Origin of the sequence: Streptomyces bottropensis ATCC 25435 (assembly GCF_000383595.1) — a bacterium.
Classification (GTDB): Bacteria; Actinomycetota; Actinomycetes; order Streptomycetales; family Streptomycetaceae; genus Streptomyces; species Streptomyces bottropensis.
This window is the reverse complement of the sequence record NZ_KB911581.1, coordinates 428,289-450,450: the sequence shown is the minus strand read 5'-3', so window position 1 is coordinate 450,450 and position 22,162 is coordinate 428,289. Positions and strand designations below refer to the sequence as shown.

At 70.6% G+C, this 22,162-nt stretch carries 17 protein-coding genes; 8 read left to right on the top strand and 9 right to left on the bottom strand.

The annotated features are described in order from the left end of the window. Positions 1-353 precede the first annotated feature (353 nt). The 3 genes from STRBO_RS0102055 to STRBO_RS0102045 form a co-directional block, all read right to left on the bottom strand. A complete protein-coding gene (locus tag STRBO_RS0102055) occupies positions 354-1,619 on the bottom strand; it encodes a zeta toxin family protein (RefSeq protein ID WP_005483685.1) in 1,266 nt (421 codons plus the stop codon). Further along, positions 1,616-1,963, bottom strand: a complete 348-nt coding sequence (locus STRBO_RS0102050) for a hypothetical protein (RefSeq protein ID WP_005483684.1) — start codon at positions 1,961-1,963, stop codon at positions 1,616-1,618. The genes STRBO_RS0102055 and STRBO_RS0102050 overlap by 4 nt, the downstream gene beginning before the upstream one ends. Positions 1,964-2,095: 132 nt before the next feature. Next, positions 2,096-2,599 (bottom strand): hypothetical protein, encoded by a 504-nt coding sequence (locus STRBO_RS0102045; RefSeq protein WP_005483683.1) that lies wholly within the window; start codon positions 2,597-2,599, stop codon positions 2,096-2,098. Between the two features lie 181 nt (positions 2,600-2,780). Between STRBO_RS0102045 and STRBO_RS0102040 the strand changes: the two genes are divergently transcribed. Beyond that, a complete protein-coding gene (locus STRBO_RS0102040) occupies positions 2,781-3,926 on the top strand; it encodes a hypothetical protein (protein ID WP_005483681.1) in 1,146 nt (381 codons plus the stop codon). 36 nt (positions 3,927-3,962) lie between these two features. Further along, the gene (locus STRBO_RS0102035; RefSeq protein ID WP_005483680.1) at positions 3,963-5,735 is read left to right on the top strand and encodes a glycosyltransferase family 4 protein; all 1,773 of its coding nucleotides are present in this window, start codon (positions 3,963-3,965) and stop codon (positions 5,733-5,735) included. Between the two features lie 75 nt (positions 5,736-5,810). On the opposite strand, the gene STRBO_RS0102030 is transcribed toward STRBO_RS0102035, so the two are convergent. The 6 genes from STRBO_RS0102030 to STRBO_RS0102005 all read right to left on the bottom strand — a co-directional run bounded on the left by STRBO_RS0102030 (position 5,811) and on the right by STRBO_RS0102005 (position 13,225). Then, on the bottom strand, positions 5,811-7,541 hold the full coding sequence (locus STRBO_RS0102030) for a type IV secretory system conjugative DNA transfer family protein (RefSeq protein WP_005483679.1): 1,731 nt from the start codon (positions 7,539-7,541) through the stop codon (positions 5,811-5,813). Positions 7,542-7,605: 64 nt separating this feature from the next. Continuing rightward, positions 7,606-9,039 (bottom strand): outer membrane protein assembly factor BamB family protein, encoded by a 1,434-nt coding sequence (locus STRBO_RS0102025; RefSeq protein WP_005483677.1) that lies wholly within the window; start codon positions 9,037-9,039, stop codon positions 7,606-7,608. Between the two features lie 65 nt (positions 9,040-9,104). Then, positions 9,105-11,174 (bottom strand): peptidoglycan DD-metalloendopeptidase family protein, encoded by a 2,070-nt coding sequence (locus tag STRBO_RS0102020; protein ID WP_005483675.1) that lies wholly within the window; start codon positions 11,172-11,174, stop codon positions 9,105-9,107. A 6-nt stretch (positions 11,175-11,180) separates the two neighbouring features. Then, positions 11,181-11,873 (bottom strand): hypothetical protein, encoded by a 693-nt coding sequence (locus tag STRBO_RS0102015; RefSeq protein WP_005483673.1) that lies wholly within the window; start codon positions 11,871-11,873, stop codon positions 11,181-11,183. Positions 11,874-12,220: 347 nt separating this feature from the next. Further along, on the bottom strand, positions 12,221-12,583 hold the full coding sequence (locus STRBO_RS0102010; RefSeq protein WP_005483672.1) for a DUF4913 domain-containing protein: 363 nt from the start codon (positions 12,581-12,583) through the stop codon (positions 12,221-12,223). A 45-nt stretch (positions 12,584-12,628) separates the two neighbouring features. Beyond that, positions 12,629-13,225: a hypothetical protein gene (locus tag STRBO_RS0102005; protein ID WP_005483671.1), complete on the bottom strand. Its 597-nt coding sequence runs from the start codon at positions 13,223-13,225 to the stop codon at positions 12,629-12,631. 322 nt (positions 13,226-13,547) lie between these two features. Between STRBO_RS0102005 and STRBO_RS41180 the strand changes: the two genes are divergently transcribed. From STRBO_RS41180 to STRBO_RS0101975, 6 genes are all read left to right on the top strand, one after another. Then, positions 13,548-15,281: a conjugal transfer protein gene (locus STRBO_RS41180; protein WP_005483670.1), complete on the top strand. Its 1,734-nt coding sequence runs from the start codon at positions 13,548-13,550 to the stop codon at positions 15,279-15,281. Between the two features lie 63 nt (positions 15,282-15,344). Continuing rightward, a complete protein-coding gene (locus STRBO_RS0101995) occupies positions 15,345-15,608 on the top strand; it encodes a TrbC/VirB2 family protein (RefSeq protein ID WP_005483669.1) in 264 nt (87 codons plus the stop codon). A gap of 57 nt (positions 15,609-15,665) precedes the next feature. Beyond that, positions 15,666-16,148 (top strand): hypothetical protein, encoded by a 483-nt coding sequence (locus STRBO_RS0101990; RefSeq protein WP_005483668.1) that lies wholly within the window; start codon positions 15,666-15,668, stop codon positions 16,146-16,148. A 108-nt stretch (positions 16,149-16,256) separates the two neighbouring features. Further along, positions 16,257-19,253: an ATP-binding protein gene (locus STRBO_RS0101985; RefSeq protein WP_005483667.1), complete on the top strand. Its 2,997-nt coding sequence runs from the start codon at positions 16,257-16,259 to the stop codon at positions 19,251-19,253. Between the two features lie 59 nt (positions 19,254-19,312). Next, positions 19,313-19,927 (top strand): hypothetical protein, encoded by a 615-nt coding sequence (locus tag STRBO_RS0101980; protein ID WP_028796415.1) that lies wholly within the window; start codon positions 19,313-19,315, stop codon positions 19,925-19,927. A 19-nt stretch (positions 19,928-19,946) separates the two neighbouring features. Next, positions 19,947-22,139 carry a DUF4199 domain-containing protein gene (locus tag STRBO_RS0101975; RefSeq protein WP_005483665.1) on the top strand — a complete coding sequence of 731 codons (2,193 nt, stop codon included), beginning with the start codon at positions 19,947-19,949 and terminating at the stop codon, positions 22,137-22,139. Positions 22,140-22,162: the final 23 nt, after the last annotated feature.

Below are 22,162 nucleotides of genomic sequence, written 5' to 3'. Positions count from 1 at the left end.
CTGGACCGGAACACCGCTGTCGATCAACGGCTCCGACGCGGGCGGGCGTTGGGTGCGGAGGGGTTCGCGACGGCGGTCCCCGGGCGTTCGGCGGGTGGGGTGGCAGGTCAGCGGGGTGGCTGGTGGCGGGCCGGGGACGGGTCCGGCCGGGCAGGTGGCGACGGGGACCGGGCCGGTTCCCGGAGGGGCACCCGCGTCCCTTTCCGGACGGTGGCGCGGCGGGACGGAGGGCCGGGGGTGGCGGACCTCACGCCGGGCAAGGGCGGGGGTGGGGCCGGGGGCGGGGCCCGGGGGCCGGCCCGGGGTGGGGATGGGGGGCAGGCAGGGGCAGGGGTGGTCGCGGCGGGCGGCTGCTACCTGCCGCGTCCGTGGGGGGCCGGGCCGTTCGGTCCCTGCGGTGGCGTCGCCCGGCCGGGAGCCGGGCGAGGGCCCTGGCCCTGCCCTTGGCCGGGAGGCTGCGGGGTGGTCGGGGCGCCGGGGCGGGGCGTACTGCGGGAGCGCGCGGCGGCCGCCGAGGGCGACGGCGAGGCGGGAGGAACCGTCGGTGGGACGGCCGACGCAGTCGGAGCGCCCGGAGCAGCGGGTGCGCCCGGAGCAGCTGGGGCGGCCGAGGGCGCTGTCGGCGGGGTCGCGGCCGTCGGCCCGGTCGGCGCCGTCGGAGAGGGGAGCCGTGCCGCCGCCTGTGGGGTGAGGAGGGGACGGGCCTGGTCCTCGATGCGGGTGAGGCGGCCCGGCCACTCGGGGCCCAGCGCCTGTGCGGTCTCCCGCAGGCGCAGTTGCGTGGTGACGAACGAGTCGCTCTCGGCCGGCGTCCAGGGGCGGGCGCGTTCCGCCGCGAGCGCCTGGCGCAGCTCGGCCGGGCCGGTCCAGTTGCCGGCGCCGTCGAGCGAGTTGCCGTAGCGCGGCTTGCTCTCACCCCGGCGGTAGACGCTCGCGAGGTCGGCGAGGGCGCCCCGGTCGACGCGGTCGGCGAGTTCGAGGATGCCGGCGTAGGACTCGTCGGCGTTGGCCTGCACGGTCAGCCGCCCCTGCCCCCGGTCGGCGAGCTGCTCGAAGTACCGGTTGACGATGCCCTGGTCGCTCATCGCCTGCGGCACCCCCATGAACAGGGCCTCGACGCGCGCGCCGGAGTCCCGGTACGCCCGCATCTTCTCCTCCACGGCCGCCGCGTTCTGCGAGGTCTCCTGGATGATCGCGTGCAGGCCGTGCTCACGGACGTACGCCTCCGCCTGGGCCATCCAGGCCCGCCCGTCGGCGCGGGTGTACGCGGCCATCAAGGTGTCGTCCTCGGCCATCAGCCGGGCGTACGCAGGGTGGTACGGCTTGTAGAGGTCACTGTCGACGTCCGCGAAGCCGCCGTGGCGGTTCAGGGCACCGGCCACCATCTCGGTGACCCGGCTCTTGCCCGCGCCGGGCTGGCCGATCAGGAACACCACGGTGGGCGTCTGCTGTTCGACGCGGCCCGCCAGGAGGTCGGGGACGATCCGCTCGCGGAAGATCCGCCGGTTCTCGGCGTCGGGCAGCCGGTACCGCTCCACCTCCGCGGGATCGATCACGCGTGCGGGCCGCTCGGGCACCCCGGTGCCCGGACGGGTCGTGCGCTCGGCCGGGTCGGTCATGCGAGGCCCGCCAGGACCTCGCGGGCGAGCCGGGCGTAGCGGGCGCGGGCCTCGGCGATCTGCTCGCGGTCGGCCGAGCGCAGCCGCTCACGCTCCTTCGCCAGCCGCCCCTGCGCGGCGCGCGCGGCCTCGACGACGGCGGCGTCGGGGGCGTCCTTGGCCTCCTCCGCCGCGATCCGCGCGCTGTACGCGCCGACCGCGCCGTTGACGGCCTCGATCGCCGCCTCGTACGCGGCCGTCTCCTCGTTCGACCAGTCGTGCGCCTCAAGGTCGTGGGTCACGGAGATGCCGTTGCCGCGCGCGGTGTCCCGTGAACCGTCCTGTGGTGCGTCAGGTGTGGTCATGTGTCCCTCCGGTGTCCCGGTGTCCAGTGGTCATTGTGGGGGACGGCGGACAGAGGGAACGGGGTTCCCGACAACCGCCCTCCGTCCGCCCGCTGTTCGACGCCCACCGGCCACTCGCATCCCATCGGCGGCTCAGCCCCCGCTCCACTCCCGCAGCAGCGCCTCGCGCTCCTCGCGTCGCGGGGTGCCCTCGGCGGCGTGGGCGCGGCCCCAGTCCGCCAGGGTCTCCACCTCCGCCGTACCCGCCACGAAGCGCTCCAGCAGGGCGACGGAGAGGTCGTACTCGGACTGGACGTAGCCGCCGAGCGCGGCGGCGGACTGGGCGGTGAGTTCGACGGTCCGGTCGACGGTCTCCAGGTGCACCTCGAACGCCGCCGCGGCCTCACCGCCGCCCACGACGACGCTGGTGACGAGGTCGACGGCCGTGGTGGCGAGCAGTCGGGCGGCGGACCTGATCCGCACGTACCGCACGGCGACCGACCGGATCTCCGACCAGCCCCACACCGCGCTCTGCCCGGTCCCGAGCCCCTCCACCCAGTCCCGCGTCAGCCGCACCCCGGGCCCGAACCCCTCCGGCTGCGCCCCGACGTACACCCCACCGTCCTCGGCGATCCAGAACAGCCCGACCATGGCCATGCGTGCCTCCCCTGTGGCGACTTCTGCGTTTCCCCTGGTGAGACGTTGTCCGGGGGAGGATGGTTCAGCGGCCGAGGGCGGTCCGCACCGAAGGCCCCACTCACACCCGACGATTTCACCGGTTCGCTGAAGGGCGGTGTGAGAATGAGAGTTACTTGATCAGTCGTGAAGGAGAGCCGGGATGAGCGGCCAGATGCAGCTTGCCGACGCCTACGACCTCGTGTACTCGGCGGCGGCGCGGATGATGTGGGTGGAAGAGACCCGTGTGTGGCGCCCGGACAGCCCGGGGGGCGGGTGGCCGGAGGAGCGCCGGGAGGCCTGGCGGGAACTGGAAGCGGCCCTCAGCGTCTCCGAGGCACCCGCGCCGCAGGCCGGTGAACCGTCCGATCCCGTACGTCATCTGATCTCTCGTCGGGCAGCGGGTCCCGTCGATCGCCCCATCACCTTCGCCGAGGCGGTGGCCGAGTGGACGGCCCTGCTGATCGAGGATCCCGGTCCGTACGAGCCGCGGATGGAGCCCTACCCGGACGACTTCATGGTGCCGGGCCGGGCCGTGGTGATTCCCGAGGGCCACATGATGGTGCTGACCCGCCCGCTCGACGAGCTGGTCCACCGGCTGGCGGCGGGACGTCCCGCGGTGACCATCGGCGCGGACACGGCGGAGTTGAGCCGTCTTCTGCACGAAGCGGCCGACGAACTGCGCGCGGCGATCGGCAAACCGACCCCCACCCCGCACCCGGTCGGCACGGTCGACGTGGCGAGGGTGTTCCACCGGCCGTCCGACGTGGACGACCTGCAGACGCGGTACGAGACCATGTCCCGGGCGGCCTGGCGCGCGTCGGAGAACCTGCCGTCCCTGAAGGACATGCGGGACCACGGGGACTTCTCGGTGAACCCGGCGACGACGATCGCGGCCGACGATCTGCAGAACCTGCTGGCGGGGCGGTCGGGGCTGTACTGGCGCGAGCGGCACGAGACGATCGATCCGCGCGTGCACACGCTGCTGGGGGTGGCGTGGACCGAGGGCCGGCCGGATCCCCGGCCGATCACGGGCACGGCCAAGGGGTTCCATCGCAGTGTGGAGTTGGGCCGGAAACCGAGGGCCCCGCACGCCAACGAGCACCGCATCTTCCGCGAGAAGGGAAACCCGGAGAACGTCGCCATCTCCGCCGTCCGCGCGGAGATCCTGGCGGAGCTTCTGGACGAGTACGCGGCGAGGATCCACCCGGGCGCCCAGTGCGGCGTCGTGCACCTCTCCGCCTACGACCTGACGGACTTCGTCGCCCAGGGAATCGGCCGCGAACTCAGGGAGACATACGGCTTCTGAGACGGGGACGGATGACTGGGGAATACGGGGGAAACGGTGTCTGAAGCGCGCTACAACATTCTCGTCGTCTCTGACAACAGTGGCAGGGGCGAGGGGGGTGCCGAGGTGTTCAACCAGGAGCTGGCCGAGGCTCTCGCCCGCCGGCACAACGTCACACTGTTCACGGCCAATCCCGACATGCCCGCGCACGAGGGCATACAGAGAACGGTGCACACACAGCCACCGATGATCGATCCGGGTCCGGGCGCCGGAGGCGAACCTCGGCCGATGGAACGGCGGGACTGGCTCGAAGAACTCTCGGGCCGGGACCCACAGCAGTACGGACTGGAAGACCCCGCGGCCCAGCCGTACGACCTCATCATCGGGCACTCGCGTTTCTCCGGGCCGGCCGCCGCCGGGCTGCGCGAGAACTGGTACCAGGACGCGCGCCTGGTGCACTTCCTGCACACGAGCCCCCAGCGGCTTCCGTACGTGCGCGACCTGACGCCTGAGCAAGCCGATGCCAAGGCCGCCAAGGACTCAGCGATCGAACGGCGTCTGATGGAGCGTTCGGACGTCGTGGCCGGAGTCGGCCCGCTCCTGGCACAGGCGAGCAGGGATCTTTCCGCGGAGGGCGTGAGCGTTCCGCACTCCCACGAGTTCGTTCCGGGCACCAAAGTCTACGATCCGGTGCAGCACGACCCCGCGCCGGAGACGCTGAATCTCCTGGTCATGGGACGCGTAGGTGACCCGCTCAAGGGCGTGGACGATGCCGCCACGGCGGTGAAGCGACTGAACGAGGCCGGCCTCCGGGTCCACCTCACCGTCCGTGGCGTCCGCCATGAGGAGCTTGAAGAACAGTTCGAGCGGCTTGAGGATCTCACCGGCGGAAACGTCACGGTCAAGCCCCGAACGAAGAGCGTGGACGAAATCAACGAGGACATCAGGGCCTCCCACGCGATGATCATGCCGTCGAAGCACGAAGGCTTCGGCATGGTGGCGTCCGAGGGGCTCGGGCACGGGGTCCCCGTGCTCGTCAACGAGGAGAGCGGGGCCGCGCAGTTCCTCCAGGATCCCGAGCGGTTCCCACCGGAGATCGGCCGACCGTGCGTGGTGACCGAACCGACGGACGGCAGCAGCCGCGCACAGATGTGGATGCAGGCCATCCGCCGGCTCAGGCAGGACCTCCCCGCGCGGCAGGCCGGCGCACTGCGTATGCGCGAGATCCTCCACCAGTACTCCTGGGAGCACGCCGCCGCAGCCACCGTGCAGGCCGCGATGGAGCAGACGCCGCTGCCGCACCGGGACCCCCGGGCGCTGTACACGGCTCATGAGCGAGACCTGCTTCGTACGGTGCAGGGACCCAACGGGCAATTGCTCAGGCCCGACGCGCCGGAACAGGCGCCGCGCGCGGCGGAGGGGCCGCAACCCGGGGTCGGTGTGCAGCGGGACGGGCCGGCGCAGGAGGGCCAGGTACCCGGCGCTCCCGCGCCGGTGTGGCAGACGGGTCTCGCGCAGAACGCACCGGACGGCCGGAGCACGGAGAGCGCACAGCACCAGGCCGGGGCCGAGAGCACCCGCGGTGCCACCCCGCCCGACAACCGCACCCCCCTCTGGCAAGTGGGCCTCCCCCAGCCCCGGGCCGCTACCGGGAGCCCTCGCGAGGCCGCCCCGGCCGAGAACGCGACGCCCCTGTGGCAGGTGGGCGTCTCCCAGGACCCGCCCGCCGCGGGGCGCGGTACCGGGGAGAGCGAACCGGGACGGCCCGCGGGTGCGCAGCAGCCGCCGCCGGATCTGTCGGGTCCCCGTGGCGGTGGGATCGAGGCGTGACGCGTGTGGCCGGGGCGGCTCGTCCACCCCGGCCACACACGTGCGCGGCGCGTCGAGCGGCCGCCGGGCCTGCGCTCAGCGCGCCCCGGGGTCGTACTTCCGCAGGGACGCCTGCACCTCCTGGGCGTACGGCCCCTCCCACCACGGGATCGTCTCGACGAGGACCGGCTTGGTGCCGGAGGCGAGGACGAGGGCGCGGCCCGGGGGCATGGCGCCGAGGTCGGAGACGCCGAGGACGCGTTGGCGGCTGACGGACTCGCTGACCGTGCGGTTGCCGCTCCAGCCGCCGAACTCGGACTCACGGCTCGCCTGGTACTCGCGCTGGTCGTACTCGCCGGCCAGTTCGCTGAGGTCGCCCAGGAAGCGGGTGTCGGAGACGCCGCCGCCGTAGACGCGGATGTTCGCGGCCGACCACAGCTTCTCCATGCCGCGCTCGCCCCACACCTCGATGCCCTGTGCCCAGGACTGGAGGATGGTCATGAGGATGATGCCGCGCGAGCCGTAGTGGGAGTACAGGTCGGGCAGGGTGCGCCAGCGGCAGACGTTGGCGGCCTCGTCGAGGACGCCGACCAGGGGCAGCGCGAGACGGCCGCCGCGCTGGGTGGTGGCGTACTCCTCGGCCGCCTCGACGACCGCCACGGTGAGCGCGGTGACGAGCGGTCCGGCGGAGTCCCGGCCCTCGCGGGACAGGGAGTACAGGGTGCCGGCGGTGCGGACGAACGCGTGCGGGTCGAACTCGGGGGCGTTCGGGTCGGCCGGCGGGGTCACCCAGCGGTTGACCTCGGGGTTGATCAGGCAGGACGCCATCTGCTGGGCGACGCCGTAGATTCCGCTGCGCTGCTTGTCGGGGGCGGTGAGGACGCCGTTGAGACCGTCGGCGGCCATGGTGTGCCCGGAGCCGCGCAGGATCCGCTCGGGGGTGTCGTCCTTGGGGTTGGACAGCCAGGTGTAGATCTGCGTGATCGGCATCTTGCCGCAGGCGGCGGCGAGGAGGAGGTTGGCGAGCAGATCCTGGCCCGCCGGATCGAAGAAGGCGTCCGTGGAGGCGTTGGCGTCGCGTGAACCGCTGGCGAAGTGGTCGGCCATCTTGCGGGCCTTGGCCACGTCGGTGACGTACGACAGCGGGTTCCACCACCAGCTGGGCGTCTCGGCGGCGACCTGCTGCGGGTCGAAGACCCACACGGGGCCACGGGCGGAACGGGGGCCGCGGGTGGAGTCGACGATGTCCCGCTTGTTGGAGGTGACGAGGACCGCTCCGGGACCGTCGAGGATCGCGGGCACCGCCCGTCGGGTCGTCTTGCCGGTCCGCGGGCCCCAGATGTCGACGTGCATGTCCTCGTACGAACCGAACAGCGGCTGCCTGCCCTTGACGGACCGTCCGATGAACACGCCCGGCGTCCGCGCCTTCACCCCGAGCCGCTCGGCCGTGGCCGCCGCGCCCTTCATGGTGAGCTTGCCCAACTCCTCGCCCTTGGCGAGGTGTTGAGCTGCGCCGTCCACCTTGGGCTTCTTCTTGAACCGCCGCACCACCCGGTACGCGGCGGTCGTGAGGATGCCGAGCAGCAGGGCCTCTCCGGCGGCGACGGCGCTGGCCGGGGACCCCGGCCAGCTGTAGTCGCCCTTGACCATGGCGACGAGGAACGTCAGCGGGTTCGACGCCGGCGCCGGCGCGTCCGCGAAGGGGGCACCGATCTTCGCCGCGAGCCAGGCCCCGACGACCCCCAGGAGCACGATCGCGACCACGATGACGATCTCGATCGTCCAGTCGTCCTCGGCGCGGGGCTTCTTCTGCTGTTCTGCGGTCACCCGCGGGTCCGTCCCTTCTGGGGGTGGGCGTTCGGGGCTGTGTCCGCCACGACGTCCGCCGTGCCTACTGCTTCGTTTCCGGGGCGAAGACGAACAGGTCCGACCCCGCCACCACCGCGTAGCCGTCCGTGGTGAACTGCAGGACTTCGGCGTCCGCGGTCAGGTCGGAGATCGGTTCCGGGGCGAGGTCGGAGGCCAGGACCTTCTTGGTCTTCAGGTCCAGCGCGGTGATCCCCATGGTGTCGACGGAGCCGTAGAGGACGCCCCCGGAGGTCAGCCCCAGGGGCGTGATGATGTGCTCGTCCTTCTCCTGCCGCCACAGCTCGGCGCCCGTCTCCGTGTTCCAGGCGACCGCACCGCCGCCGAACTGGGTGACCACCGTGCCGCCGTCCGGAGACAGGACTGTGCTGCCCCAGCCTCGGGACTTCTGGTCGAGGTCCTGCTCCGGCCCTTCGGCGATCAGCCGGCCGGTCCCGAGATCGACGACGGTCAGGATCTCGTCGTCCGCGTCGTCACCCGGCTGCTCCCAGGCGAGGATGCCCTTGTCGTCGGTGAGCGGGAGGAGTCGCACCTTCGGATCGTCGGAGTCCTCGACATCGGTGAGGGCGGCCGGGCGGTCGACATCCTCCAGGTTCCACAGTTCCTTGCCGGTGAGGCGGTCGCTGACGGACAGCCGGCTGCCGCTGCCGTCGACCACGGACCAGGTCGAGACGGCGCGGTAGCCGAACCCGGCACCCAGCGGCGCCTGATCGACGCCCCGGTCGCGGACCTCGACGGGGGCGCCACCGCCGATGGGGGTGTACGTGTCGCTCTTGTACGCCTCCTTCGTCAGCAGATGGCCCGCCTCGACGGTCAGACCGGAGCCGTCCTCACCGCTGAGGGTGGAGCTGCCCAGCTCCTTCCCGGACGGCGCGTACAGGGTGTACGTCGTGGTGATCGAGGCCTTCTTCAGCCCGTCGGCCTCGACCACGTCACCGGAGACGACCAGGAGAGCCGGGGAGCCGTCCTTCCACTCGGAGATCTGCATGAACTGGTCAAGGGCACGGTCGCGATCGCCCTGCCACTCGGCAGGGACCGTGACATCGACGGTCCGGCGGACCTCGCCGGTCGCCGGGTCGTAGAGGCGGGCCCGGAAGCGGCTCTCCGTCGCCTCTGCCTGGGACGACTCCGACAGGTCTTCGGTCAGGACCACGGCGTCCCCGAGCACACAGGTCTGCGCGTCGAAGTTGACGACCTCGGTGGCGGCGGCCTCGGCCGGGTCGTCGGCGCAGCCCTTGAGACCTCGGCCGTTCAGACTCCATGCCGGTCGTGCGGACAGGCCGGGCAGTTCGGCGCCCTCGTAGGCCGGGCCCGTCCCCTCCCTCGCGGAGGAGGACGCCTTGGGCTTCGCCTTGCCGGTGGCGTCCGCGTCCTCGGGATCGGTGTCTGCGGCGCAGGCGGTGACGAGCCCGAGGGACAGGATCGCCCCGGCGACCAGGAACGTACGGGTCTTCGTCAACGTGTTTGCTCCGTGGGGCCCTTGGTGCCGGTGCGGGGATGAGTAAGGGGTGTACGGGGTGCGCGTCACGCGTCCTCCGTACCGGTCTTGCCGTCGCCCTCGACCGCGTTCGTGCCGGCCGGGATCGGCACGCGGTAGACGCCGGTGATCTCGTCCTGGACGTCCCAGGTGCTGAAGGAGACGGACTTGCCGGGACGCGGGGCGTGGATGATCTTCTTGGTCTTGGCGTCCCAGACGATGGCCACGTGCCCGGAGAAGCCGCCGCCCTCGGGCCGGAAGAAGATCAGGTCACCGGGCTGCGCCTCGGACAGCGACACCTTGTACTTGCGGAGCCGGGGTTCCTGATCACGGGTCGTGGCACCGATGTTGATCTTTCCGTCGCTGGCCATGTAGTACGCCCACTGCGTGAGGCTGGAGCAGTCGAAGCTGGTCGGGTTCCGGCCCTGCAGACGCGGCGCGCCGTACACGTACGGGACGCCGATGCCGCGCTGCGCCCAGCCGAGCACCGCCCGGATGACCGGGTCGTCGGAGTCGGGGAGGACACCGGAGGCGCCCGCGCCGTCGGGGGCGACGGCGGCGCCGCCGTTGTCCTCGGCGCACTCCTCGTACTGCGCGTTCCGGCCCTCGCTGCCGCTGTCGCCGGGGACGGTGCCGTAGTCGGGGTTGGCGGCGACCCGGCCCGCCATCCACGCCGCGGGGTCGACCATGCCGGGGCCCTGGTCCTGGCCGCCGACGAACGGGTTGTCGACGCCCGGTACGAGGACCTCCCAGTGCAGGTGGGGGCCGGTGACGTTGCCGGTCGCGCCGATGGTGCCGATCAGGTCACCGCGTTTGACGGACTGACCGGTGGACACCTTGATCGAGGTCTGGTGGGCGTAGAGCGTGATAACGCCGCCCGCGTGCTGAAGCTTCGTCATGTTCCCGTACGACCCGCCGGGGCCCGCGGTCACGACCTTGCCGTCGGCCGGAGCGTAGATCGGAGTGCCGGTGGTGGCCGTCAGGTCGAGGCCGGTGTGGTAGCCGAGGCTCCACATGTTGCCCTGCTTGTGGTAAGGCGTACCCATTTGGTACGTGCCCTGCTTCATGGGCCACTGCCAGTCCTCGCCGCCGGGGATGGGCTTGGCGAGAGGGAGGGCGAGGGTCGTCGTGTCGGTGGAGTACGCGGCCAGGGACATCGCGGTGGTGGTGTCGTCACCCGCGTCGTCCAGCGGCGGTGTCGACCAGGAACGGGCGGGGGTCGCCGCGATGCTGAGGGCCCGGCCGGGCTGGGCGCCGTTACCGACCGGCTCCGGGATGTCCGACTGCTTGCCCAGGGTGGGGAAGTCCGGGTTCTTCTCGATCGTCTCCTTCAGATGGGCGTACCAGCGCTTGATGAGGTCCTTGTCGCCGGTCAGCACCCCTCGGTAGCGGGCGGACTGGGTGAGGACGACGCGCGGGTAGATGCTGTTGGAGGAGGACGAACCGGAGTAGATCTGCAGGGCCTTGAAGGGCTGGGTCTCCGCCTTCTTGGCGTGCAGGAAGTTGGCCGCGGCGTAGGCCGCGTCGTCGATGTTGTACAGGTCCTTCTTGCCGTCGCCGTTGCCGTCGTCCCCGTAGTCCGTCCAGGCCGGCTTGCCGAACTGCAAAATACCCATGTAACCGAGGGAGTTGGCGCCGCCGGGGGCGGCCGACGGATCCTGGCCGTACTTGGTCTCCTGGTACATCTGCCCGGCGATCATCGTCCAGTCGAGGCCGTCGTAGCGGGCGGCGGCGCGCATCGAGGCGAGGATCATCTTCGGCGGGATCTCGTTGCGCGCGGTCGTGCTCGGCATGTACATCTTGCCCGCCGGCATCACCGGGTTGGTGGCCGCCGCGTCGTCGGTGTTACCGGCCTCGGCGTTGTCCGCGTAGTCGTCGCAGGCGGCCGCCGCGGCTCCCGCGCCCATGCCTCCGAGGAGCGACCCCAGAAGGACCAGGACGAGGGTGCCGATCCCGGCCAGCGGCAGGAAACCGACACCGGCGGCTATCCACAGCCACTTCTTGTTGCCGTTCTTCTTACCGTCGCCCGAGCCGTTCTTGGCCTGGGCGGCCGCCTTGGCCGCCTTGGCGACCTTCGCCGCCTTCGCGGCGGCGGCCAGTACCGCCGGAGCAACCATCGCGCGTCACGCCCCCGAGTCGTCGGAGGCGCCCACGTCACCGAGGCCGAAGATGTCGAATCCGGAGACGACCCACTTGCCATTGACCTCCTGGACGCTGACCAGCCACTGATTGGACTCCGTGGTGGTCTCCCCACCCTCGGTGCGCGTGGCCTTCACCTCGACCAGGCTGGAGATGGAACGGCCGCTGTCGCGCACCAGATCATCCGAGATCACCGCGTCCCGCCGCACGACGGCGGTTCCCTTGGACGTGCACTGTCCGGCCTGGCAGGTGGCCCACGCCTTGCCTGTGGGCAGCGCGGTCAGCTCCTTCATCCGCGCGTCGTTCAGGGTGAGGTCGAGGAGCGGGGCCTGCCAGGCAGCCGACTTGGCGGTGTGGTCGTAGGTGTTGATGCCGGCCATGTACCGCGTCATGATCTCGTGGGCCTCGGTGGCTTCGGCGACCGAGACGATCGGGACGGTCGTCGTGCTTCGGCTCCCGCCCTGCGTGTCCTCGTCGGAGTCGGAGGTGTCCTGTCCGCCCGATCCCGCCCCGCCGTTCTGGCCCGCGGTGGCGGTGGGGGCCGCCGAACCGCCGTTCTCGTCGCTTCCGTCGTCTCCGTCGAACACGGTGAACACAGTCAGGACGGCGATCAGGAGAACGCCGAGCACTCCCAGGGCCAGCAGCCCCGTGCGCTTGTTCTCCTCAGGCAACTCCACGCTCCCGCGCCTCCCTTGTGCTGAGCCGGTACGGCGGTCGACGGGTGACCGGGACACGGTAGGGGGAGGTGCGGGGCGGGGAGTCGGCAGAATTCCCGGCGGGGAAACCACAGGGTGGTGTCGGGAAAGAGCGGGAATCCGGACGGTGGGCCGGGCGGGCGCCCCGCTCCGGCCCACCGTCCGGCGTCACTCCTCCTCGACGGGCTGAGCCCCCTACGCGTCCGGTGCCCGTCCGACGCCGGACCGACGACGGCGTGCGGATGGGGCGGCGTCCAAAGCGGGTGGCAGCTGACGAACCGCCACCGAGCAGTTCCCCTCGCCCGTCCTCTCGTACGCGAACGGGGCCGTCACTCCGGCCGCGGATCCACCGGCAGCGGATCGAACGGGTACGCCGTGTGCCCGTCCTTGGGCGAACACGCCGCGAACGGGCCCGAGTCGGCGTCCATCAGCACCCGTAGATGCGGGTCGGCGTGGTGCAGCCACCACGTCGACATGCCGAGCGCGGGGTCCTGGCGCAGGTGCTCCCAGGCCAGCCAGAGCGCGGAGAGCCGGGCGCCGGCCTCCGGGTGCTCCCACCACCTGGGGCACCAGGTCGCCGACGAGCCGTTGACCCGGCGGCGGACCATCTGGGCGAGGTAGTCGGAGACGAAGACGTAGACGTCCGCGAAGTAGAACTCCGGCTGCTCGGAAGGTGTTTCGGAACCGCTCATCGCTCCACTCCTACGGGCTGCTGTGGGGGCCGGGGCGGCAGACGGTCAGGTCAGGAAGACGCCGAGGAGCAGCAGCACGACCACCACCGCGCCCATCACGATCCGCGCCGTCGGATCCTCGCGTTCCCACAGGTCGTGGACGAGGGCCCAGCCGGTCAGCCGGGCGGCGCGACCGCCGTGGAGACCGGCGGCCTGCCCGTGCTGGTCCGCGTCGGCGTCCTCACCGTCCTCCGGGAGGGCCCCGGTCTCGGGGTCGGCGTCGAAACCGACCGGCAGGCCCTGCTGCTCCTGGGCCACCAGGACCATCTGCTCAAGGAGTTCCGGCATGGTGTGCGGGGTGAGGGGATAGGTGAAAGTCCCGTACGGCGTCTCCATGCACAGCCGCGCCTGCCAGGGATTGCCCGGCTCGTAGCCGTCGACCCAGGCCTGGTCGGCCTGGAAGACCTGGGGTGTCTGCGGGACCTGCGGAGCCGAAACCTCGACGGGAACCGCGGCGGGCGCCTGCTGGACCGGAGGTGTCTGCTCGACCGGCGAGGTCGCTTGCGTCGGCGGCACCTGCTGGGACGGCGCGGTCTGCTGGGGGACACCCCAGGTGCGCGGGCCGGGCTGCGGCTGCTGCGGGTGCCCGTTGTGGTCGGTCAACTCTCGTCCTTCGCCGGGTCCATCGGATGCAGGGGGTTCCGGGCGTCGTGCGTACGGCAGACGTGCCCAGCGCATTGTGGGCCCAAGGTGGGTCCCGACAGCGAGCCCGCTTTCCCGCCATGTCCCTGACGATTTTCCCGGCCGGTTTCCCGAATTCGACACCAGCGGGAATCCTCGGTCTCCCGCTGAGGAAAGTGGCGGCGGTCCCGTGACAGGTCTTTGTCACACTGCCTGCGCACCTGGCTGAGCCAGGGCCCGTCGTGCGGTGCGGTCGTGATCGCCCAGGCGGACGGGGAACCGACTCGCTGGAGTAACCGACTCGATGACAGACCACAACAGCCCTGCTGGCGCGGTCGGCGGAGGCCAGCCTTCCGGCCAGCCCGGGTCCTTCGGTCCTCCCCAACAGCCCCAGCAGCAGGCGTGGCAGGCGCAGGGTCAGGGGCAGCACCCCCCTGCCCCGCACCAGGCCCAGCCGGCGACCCCGCAGGCTCCCCACCCGCAGCCGCAGCCGCTTCCCTCCGACGCGGCCCGCGCCCAGGTCGCCGCCGCCTGGGTGCGCAACACGCCCCAGGCCGGGCAGGCCGCCGTACCGGCGCTGCCGCCGCGCGAGACGCGCCCCGCGAGCGAGTCGAAGAAGGAGAAGCGCGAGCGGGAGAGGGCGGCCCGCAAGGCCGCGTACGAACAGAAGAAGGCGGCGAAGGAGCAGCGTAAGAAGGGCGGCTCGGCGTCAGCGCCCGCCGCGGCGGCCCCGTCCGCGCCCCACACCACCGGCTCCGCGACCGCGCCCCAGGCTCCCGCTCCCGGCAACTCCACGCTGACGCCCAGGACCGGGACCGCAGCCCCCGCCTCGGCCCGGACCACCCCCGCGGCCGGACCCTCGACTTCCGCCCAGGGCGTCGGCAGGCCGGCAGCCGCCCGCGACTTCAGTGTCCCCAAGCCCGGTGGCCGTATCCCCGCCGGTGGGCGCGGTACGCATGTCGCGCTCCGCGCCACCCTGCTGATCACCACCTGTGTGTTCGCGCTCGGCTCGTGCGGTGTGATGGGCCTGGTCATCGGCAAGTCGTCGACTCCTGCGACCGCCGGGCTCGACCCCGCCGACGCGGCCAAGTACCGCCTCACCGAGTTCCCGACCCGGCAGGCGGCGACGTTCGCGGAGCAGTACGCGATGCTGTGCATGACGTACTCCCCCGAGACCGCGTCCACGCGCCGCGACGACCTCGCCCGCTACACCTCCGCCGGCGTCGACGGCGAGTGCGGCTGGGACGGCAAGGGAACGAGCAAGGCCGTCTCCGCCACCTGGGACGGAACCGCCGAGACGCTGTCCGAGTACGGCGACCACGGCCGCTACCTGGGAGTCCAGGTCCGCAGTGACGGCGGCGAACTGACCACCCTCACCGTGCCCGTCTATGTGAAGGACCTCGCGACCGGCGAGGGCATGCGCGTCGCGGGCGACGTCGGCCAGATGCCGCTGCCGCCCCGCGCGGACGTGCCGCCGGTCGACCAGGACGCCGAGGTCGTCGACGACACCTTGTCCGACCAGCTGCGGGAGCAGGTGCTGCCGGGTTACTTCGAGGCGTGGGGCGCGTCCGACACCACGGCGATGGCCCGATTCACCACGTCCGACGCCACGCAGGCCGCGACCACAGGTCTGTCCGGTGAGCTGACCGATCCCACCGTCAGCGAGGTCGACGCACTGGTGCCGTCGAACGTCCAGGGCACCGACCCGTTCACCTACGGCAACGGACAGGCCGTACAGCTCCGGGTGGTCGTCGCGTGGACCGGCCCGGCGGGCGGGGCCGTGAACCGCTCGTACCGGATGACCGTGGTGAGCACGGCGCAGGGCTGGTTCATCAAGGACGTCCGGGGCGGCGTGCTGGACGCGGAGGGCGGCCGGGCCGACGTCGACGAGGAGACCGCCGCGCCCGACGAGGACGAGGACGCGGAGTCCGACGACGACACCGCGCCCGACGAGGGCGACGCCGTCTCGCCGTCGGGTTCACCGTCCGCCTCCAAGTCTCCTCAATCCTCCAAGGACAAGCAGTCCGACAAGTCCTGACGGGCACCCCGTCCTTCGCTCCACCCACAACGCTTCGCACCCCCTGATCGAGAGGAACCACCCGTGTACCTGGCAGCCACCCTGGATTCGATGTTCGGAGAGATCCAGGACATCCTCACCAACGTGGGCACGATGGTCGCCGTCATCGCCCTCCTCGTCCTCGGCATCCGCATGCTGCTGTCGATGAAGCGCGGCGACGGTATGCGCGAGGCCTTCCAGGGCTTCGGCATGATCGCGCTCGCCGCCCTGATCATCGGTGGCGCCAGCGGCCTCGCCGGTGTGCTCATCGACCTCGGCAGCCAGATCGGTGGCGGCGAGGGCGGCTAGGGCAACTGACGACTGATCGCCCATCAGCCGCCGCAGGAACGAGGGGAGTCAGCCACCATGGCCCAGGAGGCCCCGGAGCCGCTGGTCGCGTACGACCACACCGATCTGGTCAACCGCCCCAAGCGGATCTGGAACTGGGGCAACATCCCGCTGCCCGGCCTGCTGCTGCCCGCGCTGGGCGCGGCCTTCGGCTTCGGCCTGGTCTGGCTCATCGCTCTGTTCACGCTGTCCGCGTTCCTGCCGTTCCTCGGCATGTCGATGTGGACGTCGATCCTGTACTTCGGACCGCCGTTCGCCGTCTACTTCGTCTGGGGCCGGCCGCTGCCCTCGGCGCTCACGCTGAGCCAGCAGCTGGTGGTGTGGACCGACTGGTGGTTCCAGCCCAAGCGGCTGCAGGGGCTCTCCGCCGACCAGGAACCGGAGGAACTGCGCTGGCAGGTCATCCTCTGGGCCCCGGGCTCACCACGCTGGCAGGCCCGTTACGACGCCGCCCGCCAGGTGGCGGCCGAACGCGGCACCGCGTTCTCGGCGCACCGCTGAGCCCGCACCGCGCCAACCGATCCCAGCGCCGCCGCACCACCGCTGACCACCCCGGTCAGCCCCTGACCCATCGCCAACCGACCTCGATTACCGCAGGGTGACTCCTCCATGTTCATGATGATCCTTCTGGGCGGGGCGGCCGCCTTCTTCGTGGTCGCCATGATCATGGCTGCCTCGTCGGGCAAGAAGCAGGGCCAGGGCGGAGGCGGCAATCGCTCGTCGTCCTCCCGCTCCAAGCCGTCCGGCTCCTCGGCCTCCGCCCGCCGCGAGGACCTCCGCCTCCCCTACCGCTACGCCGACGACATGATCTTCGTCCACGGCGACTCGGTGTGGACGGGCCTCGTCCTGCCCACCGCCATCGACGAGTACCTGAACGCCGGCGAACTCCAGGCGATGGCCGAGGGCCCGCCGCGCGGGCTGCTCAACCTCGCCCGCGGCGACCGCAACGTCGAGTGTCACTACCGCAAGGTGTACCAGCCGATCACGGCCCTCACCTGGGCGGAGGACCTCAACGCGGTCGCCTGGGACCCGACCGACAACTACAAGGCGTACAACCTGCGCAAGGCCGAGTACCAGGAGCGCATCGGCGCCAAGCGGGAGCGCAACATCCTGCTGGTGAAGCTGGGTTCGGTGAAGCGCGCCGGCGGCGGTACGGGCGTGTTGTCCCAGGACGACGAGCCGCACGACGACCCGGGACTGCTCAAGGGCGTGAGCGGTGCCGCCGACCAGGTCGCCGCCGCCGCGACCGGTGTCTCGGACGAGTACCTGTCGCCGTCCGTGGTCGCGGAGTGGACGCAGGTGGCGATCGAGGTCCACGAGAGCCTGGAGAACCTCAGGGGCACCCCGCTCACCCGTGAAGAACTCGTCTGGCTGATCCGCAAACCGCTCCACGGTGACCTGCCGGTCCCGCCCGAGCCGGTGCTCGGCTCGCGCGCCTGGGGACCCAACGCGTTCGACCTGGTGGTCGACTTCTCCGGCGAGAACCGCAAGACGCACATCGTCCTCAACCAGTACGACGAGGTCACCGGCGAGCAGCAGACCAGCTACACCACCACCCTGGTCGCCGCCAACTGGCCCGCGGAGACGCGCTTCCGCCAGTCGACGGCATGGGCACGCTACGCGGCTCAGCACGTGGACTTCCCCGTCGAGATCGACATGCGGTTCACGCTCATCCCGTACCTGAAGTTCAAGGACCGCGCCGACAAGATCCGCGGCAACCTGGTCGACGAGATGAACGACATGGCCAACTCCGGCCGCAGCCCCGACACCAAGCTGGCCCACCAGGTCACCCGCGCCCAGGAGCTCGTCGACGACATCGAGGAGCACAAGATGCCGGGCATGGAGGCGCAGATCCGCTTCACGATCTCGGCCCCGGACCTCAAGGAGCTGGAACGCCGACGCCGCGTTCTGGAGATGCAGTTCAAGCAGGACCTGAAGGTCACCCTGCTGCGCCCGACCCGTCAGCAGTGGCGTCTGCTCCAGTCGCAGCTCCCGGGTGACGCGCCCAAGTTGCCTATCGCGCCGTACATCCGCCTCCAGGAGGTCGAGCAGCTCGGCGCCGGACTCCCCACGGCGGGAACCGAGTTGGGCGACAACCCGGAGCATCGCTCCGGCAAGCGCCTCGGCTGGGTCGGCAACCTGGTGGGCTGGGCGGGCAAGATGCCGGTCCACTACTCGCTGCACGTGGGCCCGGCGCGCAATGACGGCGGTGGGCTGGCGATCGTAGGCGCCTCGGGCGGTGGAAAGTCGTCGTTGGCCCTCCAGAAGTTCTACGAGGAGTCCGAGTCCGGTGTCCGCTGCCTGGTCATCGACCCCAAGACCGACTTCGCCCAGCTCTGTTACTACCTGGCCTTCGGCTCCCAGGTGAACGACCCGGCCTTCGCGAGCGACGCGGAACAGGGCCTCCTCGCCACTCCGCAGAGCAAGTTCCAGCCGGTGAACCCGGAGTTCTGGGCGGAGACGGAGGTCGTCGACCTTCTGAAGGGCCAGGCGGGCGTTCTGGACCCCTGGGTCATCGCCCGTGACGTCCCGGCGGGCCGCCTGCTCGCCGAGTCGATGCTCCGCGGCTTCCTCGGCGACGAGGACTACCAGCGCGTACGCCTCCCCGTCATCGAGGGGATGGCCACGGTGATCGGCCGCTACAACTCCGCGATCCGCCAGGCGGTCGACCAAGGCCTGACAGCACGGGACGCCGACGCGCAGGTACCGCGGCCCACGCTGTGGCAGGTGGTCGACGAGGTCGTGGCGGCGTACGACCACGCCATCGCGACGAACGACCGTGAGGCGGCGAAGGACCTGAAGCTCGCGCAGATGCTCCTCACCGAGCTGCGCACGCTCCCCTACGCCCGGCTCGCGTTCGCCGAGCGCCCGCAGTCGCTGTCCAGCATGCGCAAGCGCCGTACGGTCATCACCCTCCGCGGCTTCCAGTCGCCCGCGGCCTCCGACCCGCGCAGCTGGAACCCCGCGGAGCGCCTCGCGGCGACGGCCCTGATGGCGGTCGTGGAGCTGGGCAGCCAGATGCTCGACGTCGGCTACGAGAAGAACCCGGTGACGGGCGAGATCGGCCTGCGCCCCAAGGCGCTGTTCGTGGACGAGGCGTACGTCGTCACCGCCACGGAGTCGGGCCGCGACCTGATGCGCCGCGCGCTGAAGCAGGGCCGCTCGTATCTCGCGGTCACCGTCCTGATCACCCAGCAGGCCATCGACCTCGTCCAGATCGAGGACTCCGAGGCCCGCAGCGGTGGCGCCAACCAGATCCACACGGTCTTCGCCTTCAAGCAGAAGTCCGCGCAGGAGGCCTCCCTGGTGGCCCCGCTGCTGGGGCGCCCCGAGAACGACCAGAAGGTCATCGCGGCCCTTCAGGAACTCCGCACCGGTGTCTGCCTCCAGCGGGACGCCGACAAACGTGTCGGCACGGTCGCCGTCGACCTGGTCTTCAAGGAGATCCTCGCGGCCACGGACACCAACGGCACGACCCGGCCGGCCCGGCAGGGCATCAACCCGCCGCTGAGCGTGTGGGACTGGACGTTCCTGCAGGAGGTGGAGGACGACCCGGCACGGCCGACCGCGCCGGAGACGGCCGTCCCGGAGACAGCCACGGTGTGACCTCCGACCGGTCGAGCTTGCCGATCCCCCACCCGATGCCCCACATGCGAAGAAGGACCATGCGAATCAAACGAGCACTTACTATCGGCGCCCTCCTCCTGATGTCGACGTCGGTTGCGGCATGCGGCGGTGACGACGACAAGAGCGCGGCTTCCGAGAAGGCGAGCGCTGGGGCGGGCAAGGAGACGGGCGGCGGGAAGGCGGACGGTCAGGAGACGGGCGGAGATCTGCCTTCGGCTTCGGACATGGCGTCGATCGAATACTTCCTCAACCAGTCCGTGGGCTGCTTGGACCTGATGACAGGCAGGGACTACGACAATTCCTCCCTGGCGGAAAGGGAGCCCGCTTGGGGTGACTCAAGCATGCTCAAAGATCCTGCCTGGGCCATCAAGGAACGCGCTGTGTGCAAGGACAAGTACGACGACATCGTCACGCTGGTCCTGACATCGGACATGAAGCAGTTCCAAACCACCATGAAGGAAAAGGGATACAGCGGCATTCTGGTCGGCAAGGACTTCGCGGTGGACCCGGACGATGGCCAAACGACCCAGGACCTCAAGACCTCCGGCCTCTTGTACCTGTCGTGCGATCCGGAATTCGAGATCCCCAGCGGTTACAAGAAGGAGCCCGCACTGGTCGACGGGTGTCTCCTGACCGACCACTTCCCCTCCTGATCGGCCCGAAGGACTTCTCATGCTGACCCTCAGCCGGCCCCGCGCCGACCGCCCGGCACGGAGCCGGCCGAGGCGCTCCCTACGCGAGACATTCATCAGTGCCGGTGTCGCGGCTCGCGCCACGCTGTTCGTCGTGCTCGGAGTGATCGCGCTCTCGCTCTCCACGCCGCAGTCGGCGAAAGCTCTCTTCGACACCTGTGACTGGACGTCCGACAGCATCAACCAAATGGCCGACATGCCGGGCGCCGCGGAGAACATCTTCCCCTCGGTGCAGCAGTGGAGCGGCAAACGTGAGCTCGTCTCCGGTGCCGTACGCCTGCCAGGCGATCCCGGCGACTACACCGTCTACGAACTCGGCGCCATGCGGGGTCTCAACTGGTCCTCGACCCAGCAGAGCCGGGACCAGGCAAGCCGGGGCGACACCGGGGAAAAAGCCGAAGACGACGACTGCAGCGTCCAGAACGAGATCTACAACTCCATCGCACAGATGGTTTTCGACATCAGCAAGTTCACCACTCGCGCCTCCATCAGCATCAAGGAGATCTCCTCCAACCCCAGCCCTCTCGCAGCGTTGTACGAGGGCACCGTCGAGGGCGACAACAGCGTCGTCGACCGTCTGAACGACAACGTGTTCAAGCTGGCCGTACCCACCATGATCATGCTCACCGGGATCTGGGTGTTCGGCAAATGGCGCAAGGGGGACATGCGTGAGGTCTGGGCGGGTGTGGGATGGGCCGCGTTCGTCGTGATCGCCGTATCGGCCTTCCTGGTCGACAACAACTACACGCGCGTGGTCGAGACCGCCGACTCCGGAATCGCCCAAGGGAACGCCGCGTTGACCGAGGCGGTACTGGGCGGCGCGGTGGACGACATCGATCCGCCGTGCGACCTGGCCGCCAACGCGCCGCAGCGCGGCATGCGGATATCCAGCTGCGCCATGTACGACACCCTGGCGTTCCGCCCGTGGGCCATCGGCCAGTTCGGCGACCCGGGCAAGAAGCGCATGGAATACAAGGGCTCCGGAACGTGTGATTTCGGAGAGAAGGCGCGGTGCACCGATCTGCGAGCCAAGCAGGTCAATGTCCAGTCGGTGACCAACTTCGACTACTACAAGGACTGGTCGAAGGTGGAAGGCGGTGTCATCAAGCACAAGGAGAACCAGTACGGGCAACTGCGCAACTACATCGCCAAGAACGAGAAGTCGCGCGTGTACGAGCAGTGGAGCGGCCACAAGCCCGCTAACCGCATCACCATGGGGATCTACGCACTCATCGCCTCCCTCATCGTCGGCATCATGGTGGTCGTGCTCAGCGCACTGACGCTGCTGTGGCACTCGGTCACGCTCATCATGATCATCCTGCTGCCCCTGGTCGCGATCATCTCCATTCACCCGACCCAGCAGAAGCTCCTCAGGGGCTGGTGGCAGACCTTCGTACACAGCTTCGTCCTGCGCGCCGGATTCGGCGTGATCCTCACCGTCCTGCTGCTCTTCTACCAGCTGATCCTGCCGCTGTCGGTCCCGCTGGGCATGCAGCTGCTGATGCTGTTGCTGGTCACGATCTCCGTCGTCATGCTGCTGAAGAACCTGCTGTCCGGGAAGTTCTCGCCGCAGGTCGCAGGGGCGGAGGACGCCCTCGGTGTCGCGGACGCGGCGAACAAGGCCACCGCCATGGCCCCCGGCCTCGCCGCCTCCACGGCCCGCACCACCGGCCGTGTCGCGGGCACCTCCGCCCGTGTGGGCGGCAGCGCCGCACGTGTGGGCGGCAGCGCCGCACGGGGTACGGCCTGGGCAGTGGATCAACGCTTCTTCAAGGGCAAGTACCGGGGCAAGATGCAGGAGAAGGGCTGGCTCGGCCAGTCCAAGCGCGAGCAGAACCAGTCCGCGTACTGGGCGAAGAAGGATGCGGGCGAGGCCCGAGCGGACAGGGCGGCAGCCCGCGGGGCGGATAAGGGCAACACACCGCCGTCCCAGCCCGAGCTCGAGCCGGATGCGCAGGAGCAAGATCCCACTCCCGCCAGGCGCAGCGGACGCGTCAGCGGTTCGAGCGGTGCGCAGACCCCGCAGCCGACGACCACGCCCTCGCCCGCAGCCCCCGCACCGCGCCCGGAGCCGCAGGCGACGCCCCGCCGACCTGCCGCTTCGGCGGATCCGACGCCGCCCTCTCCTCCACCGGCCCCACGGGACCCCCGCGGCCCGAGCGGCCGCGTCTAACAAGCCGCCGCCGACCGCCTGAC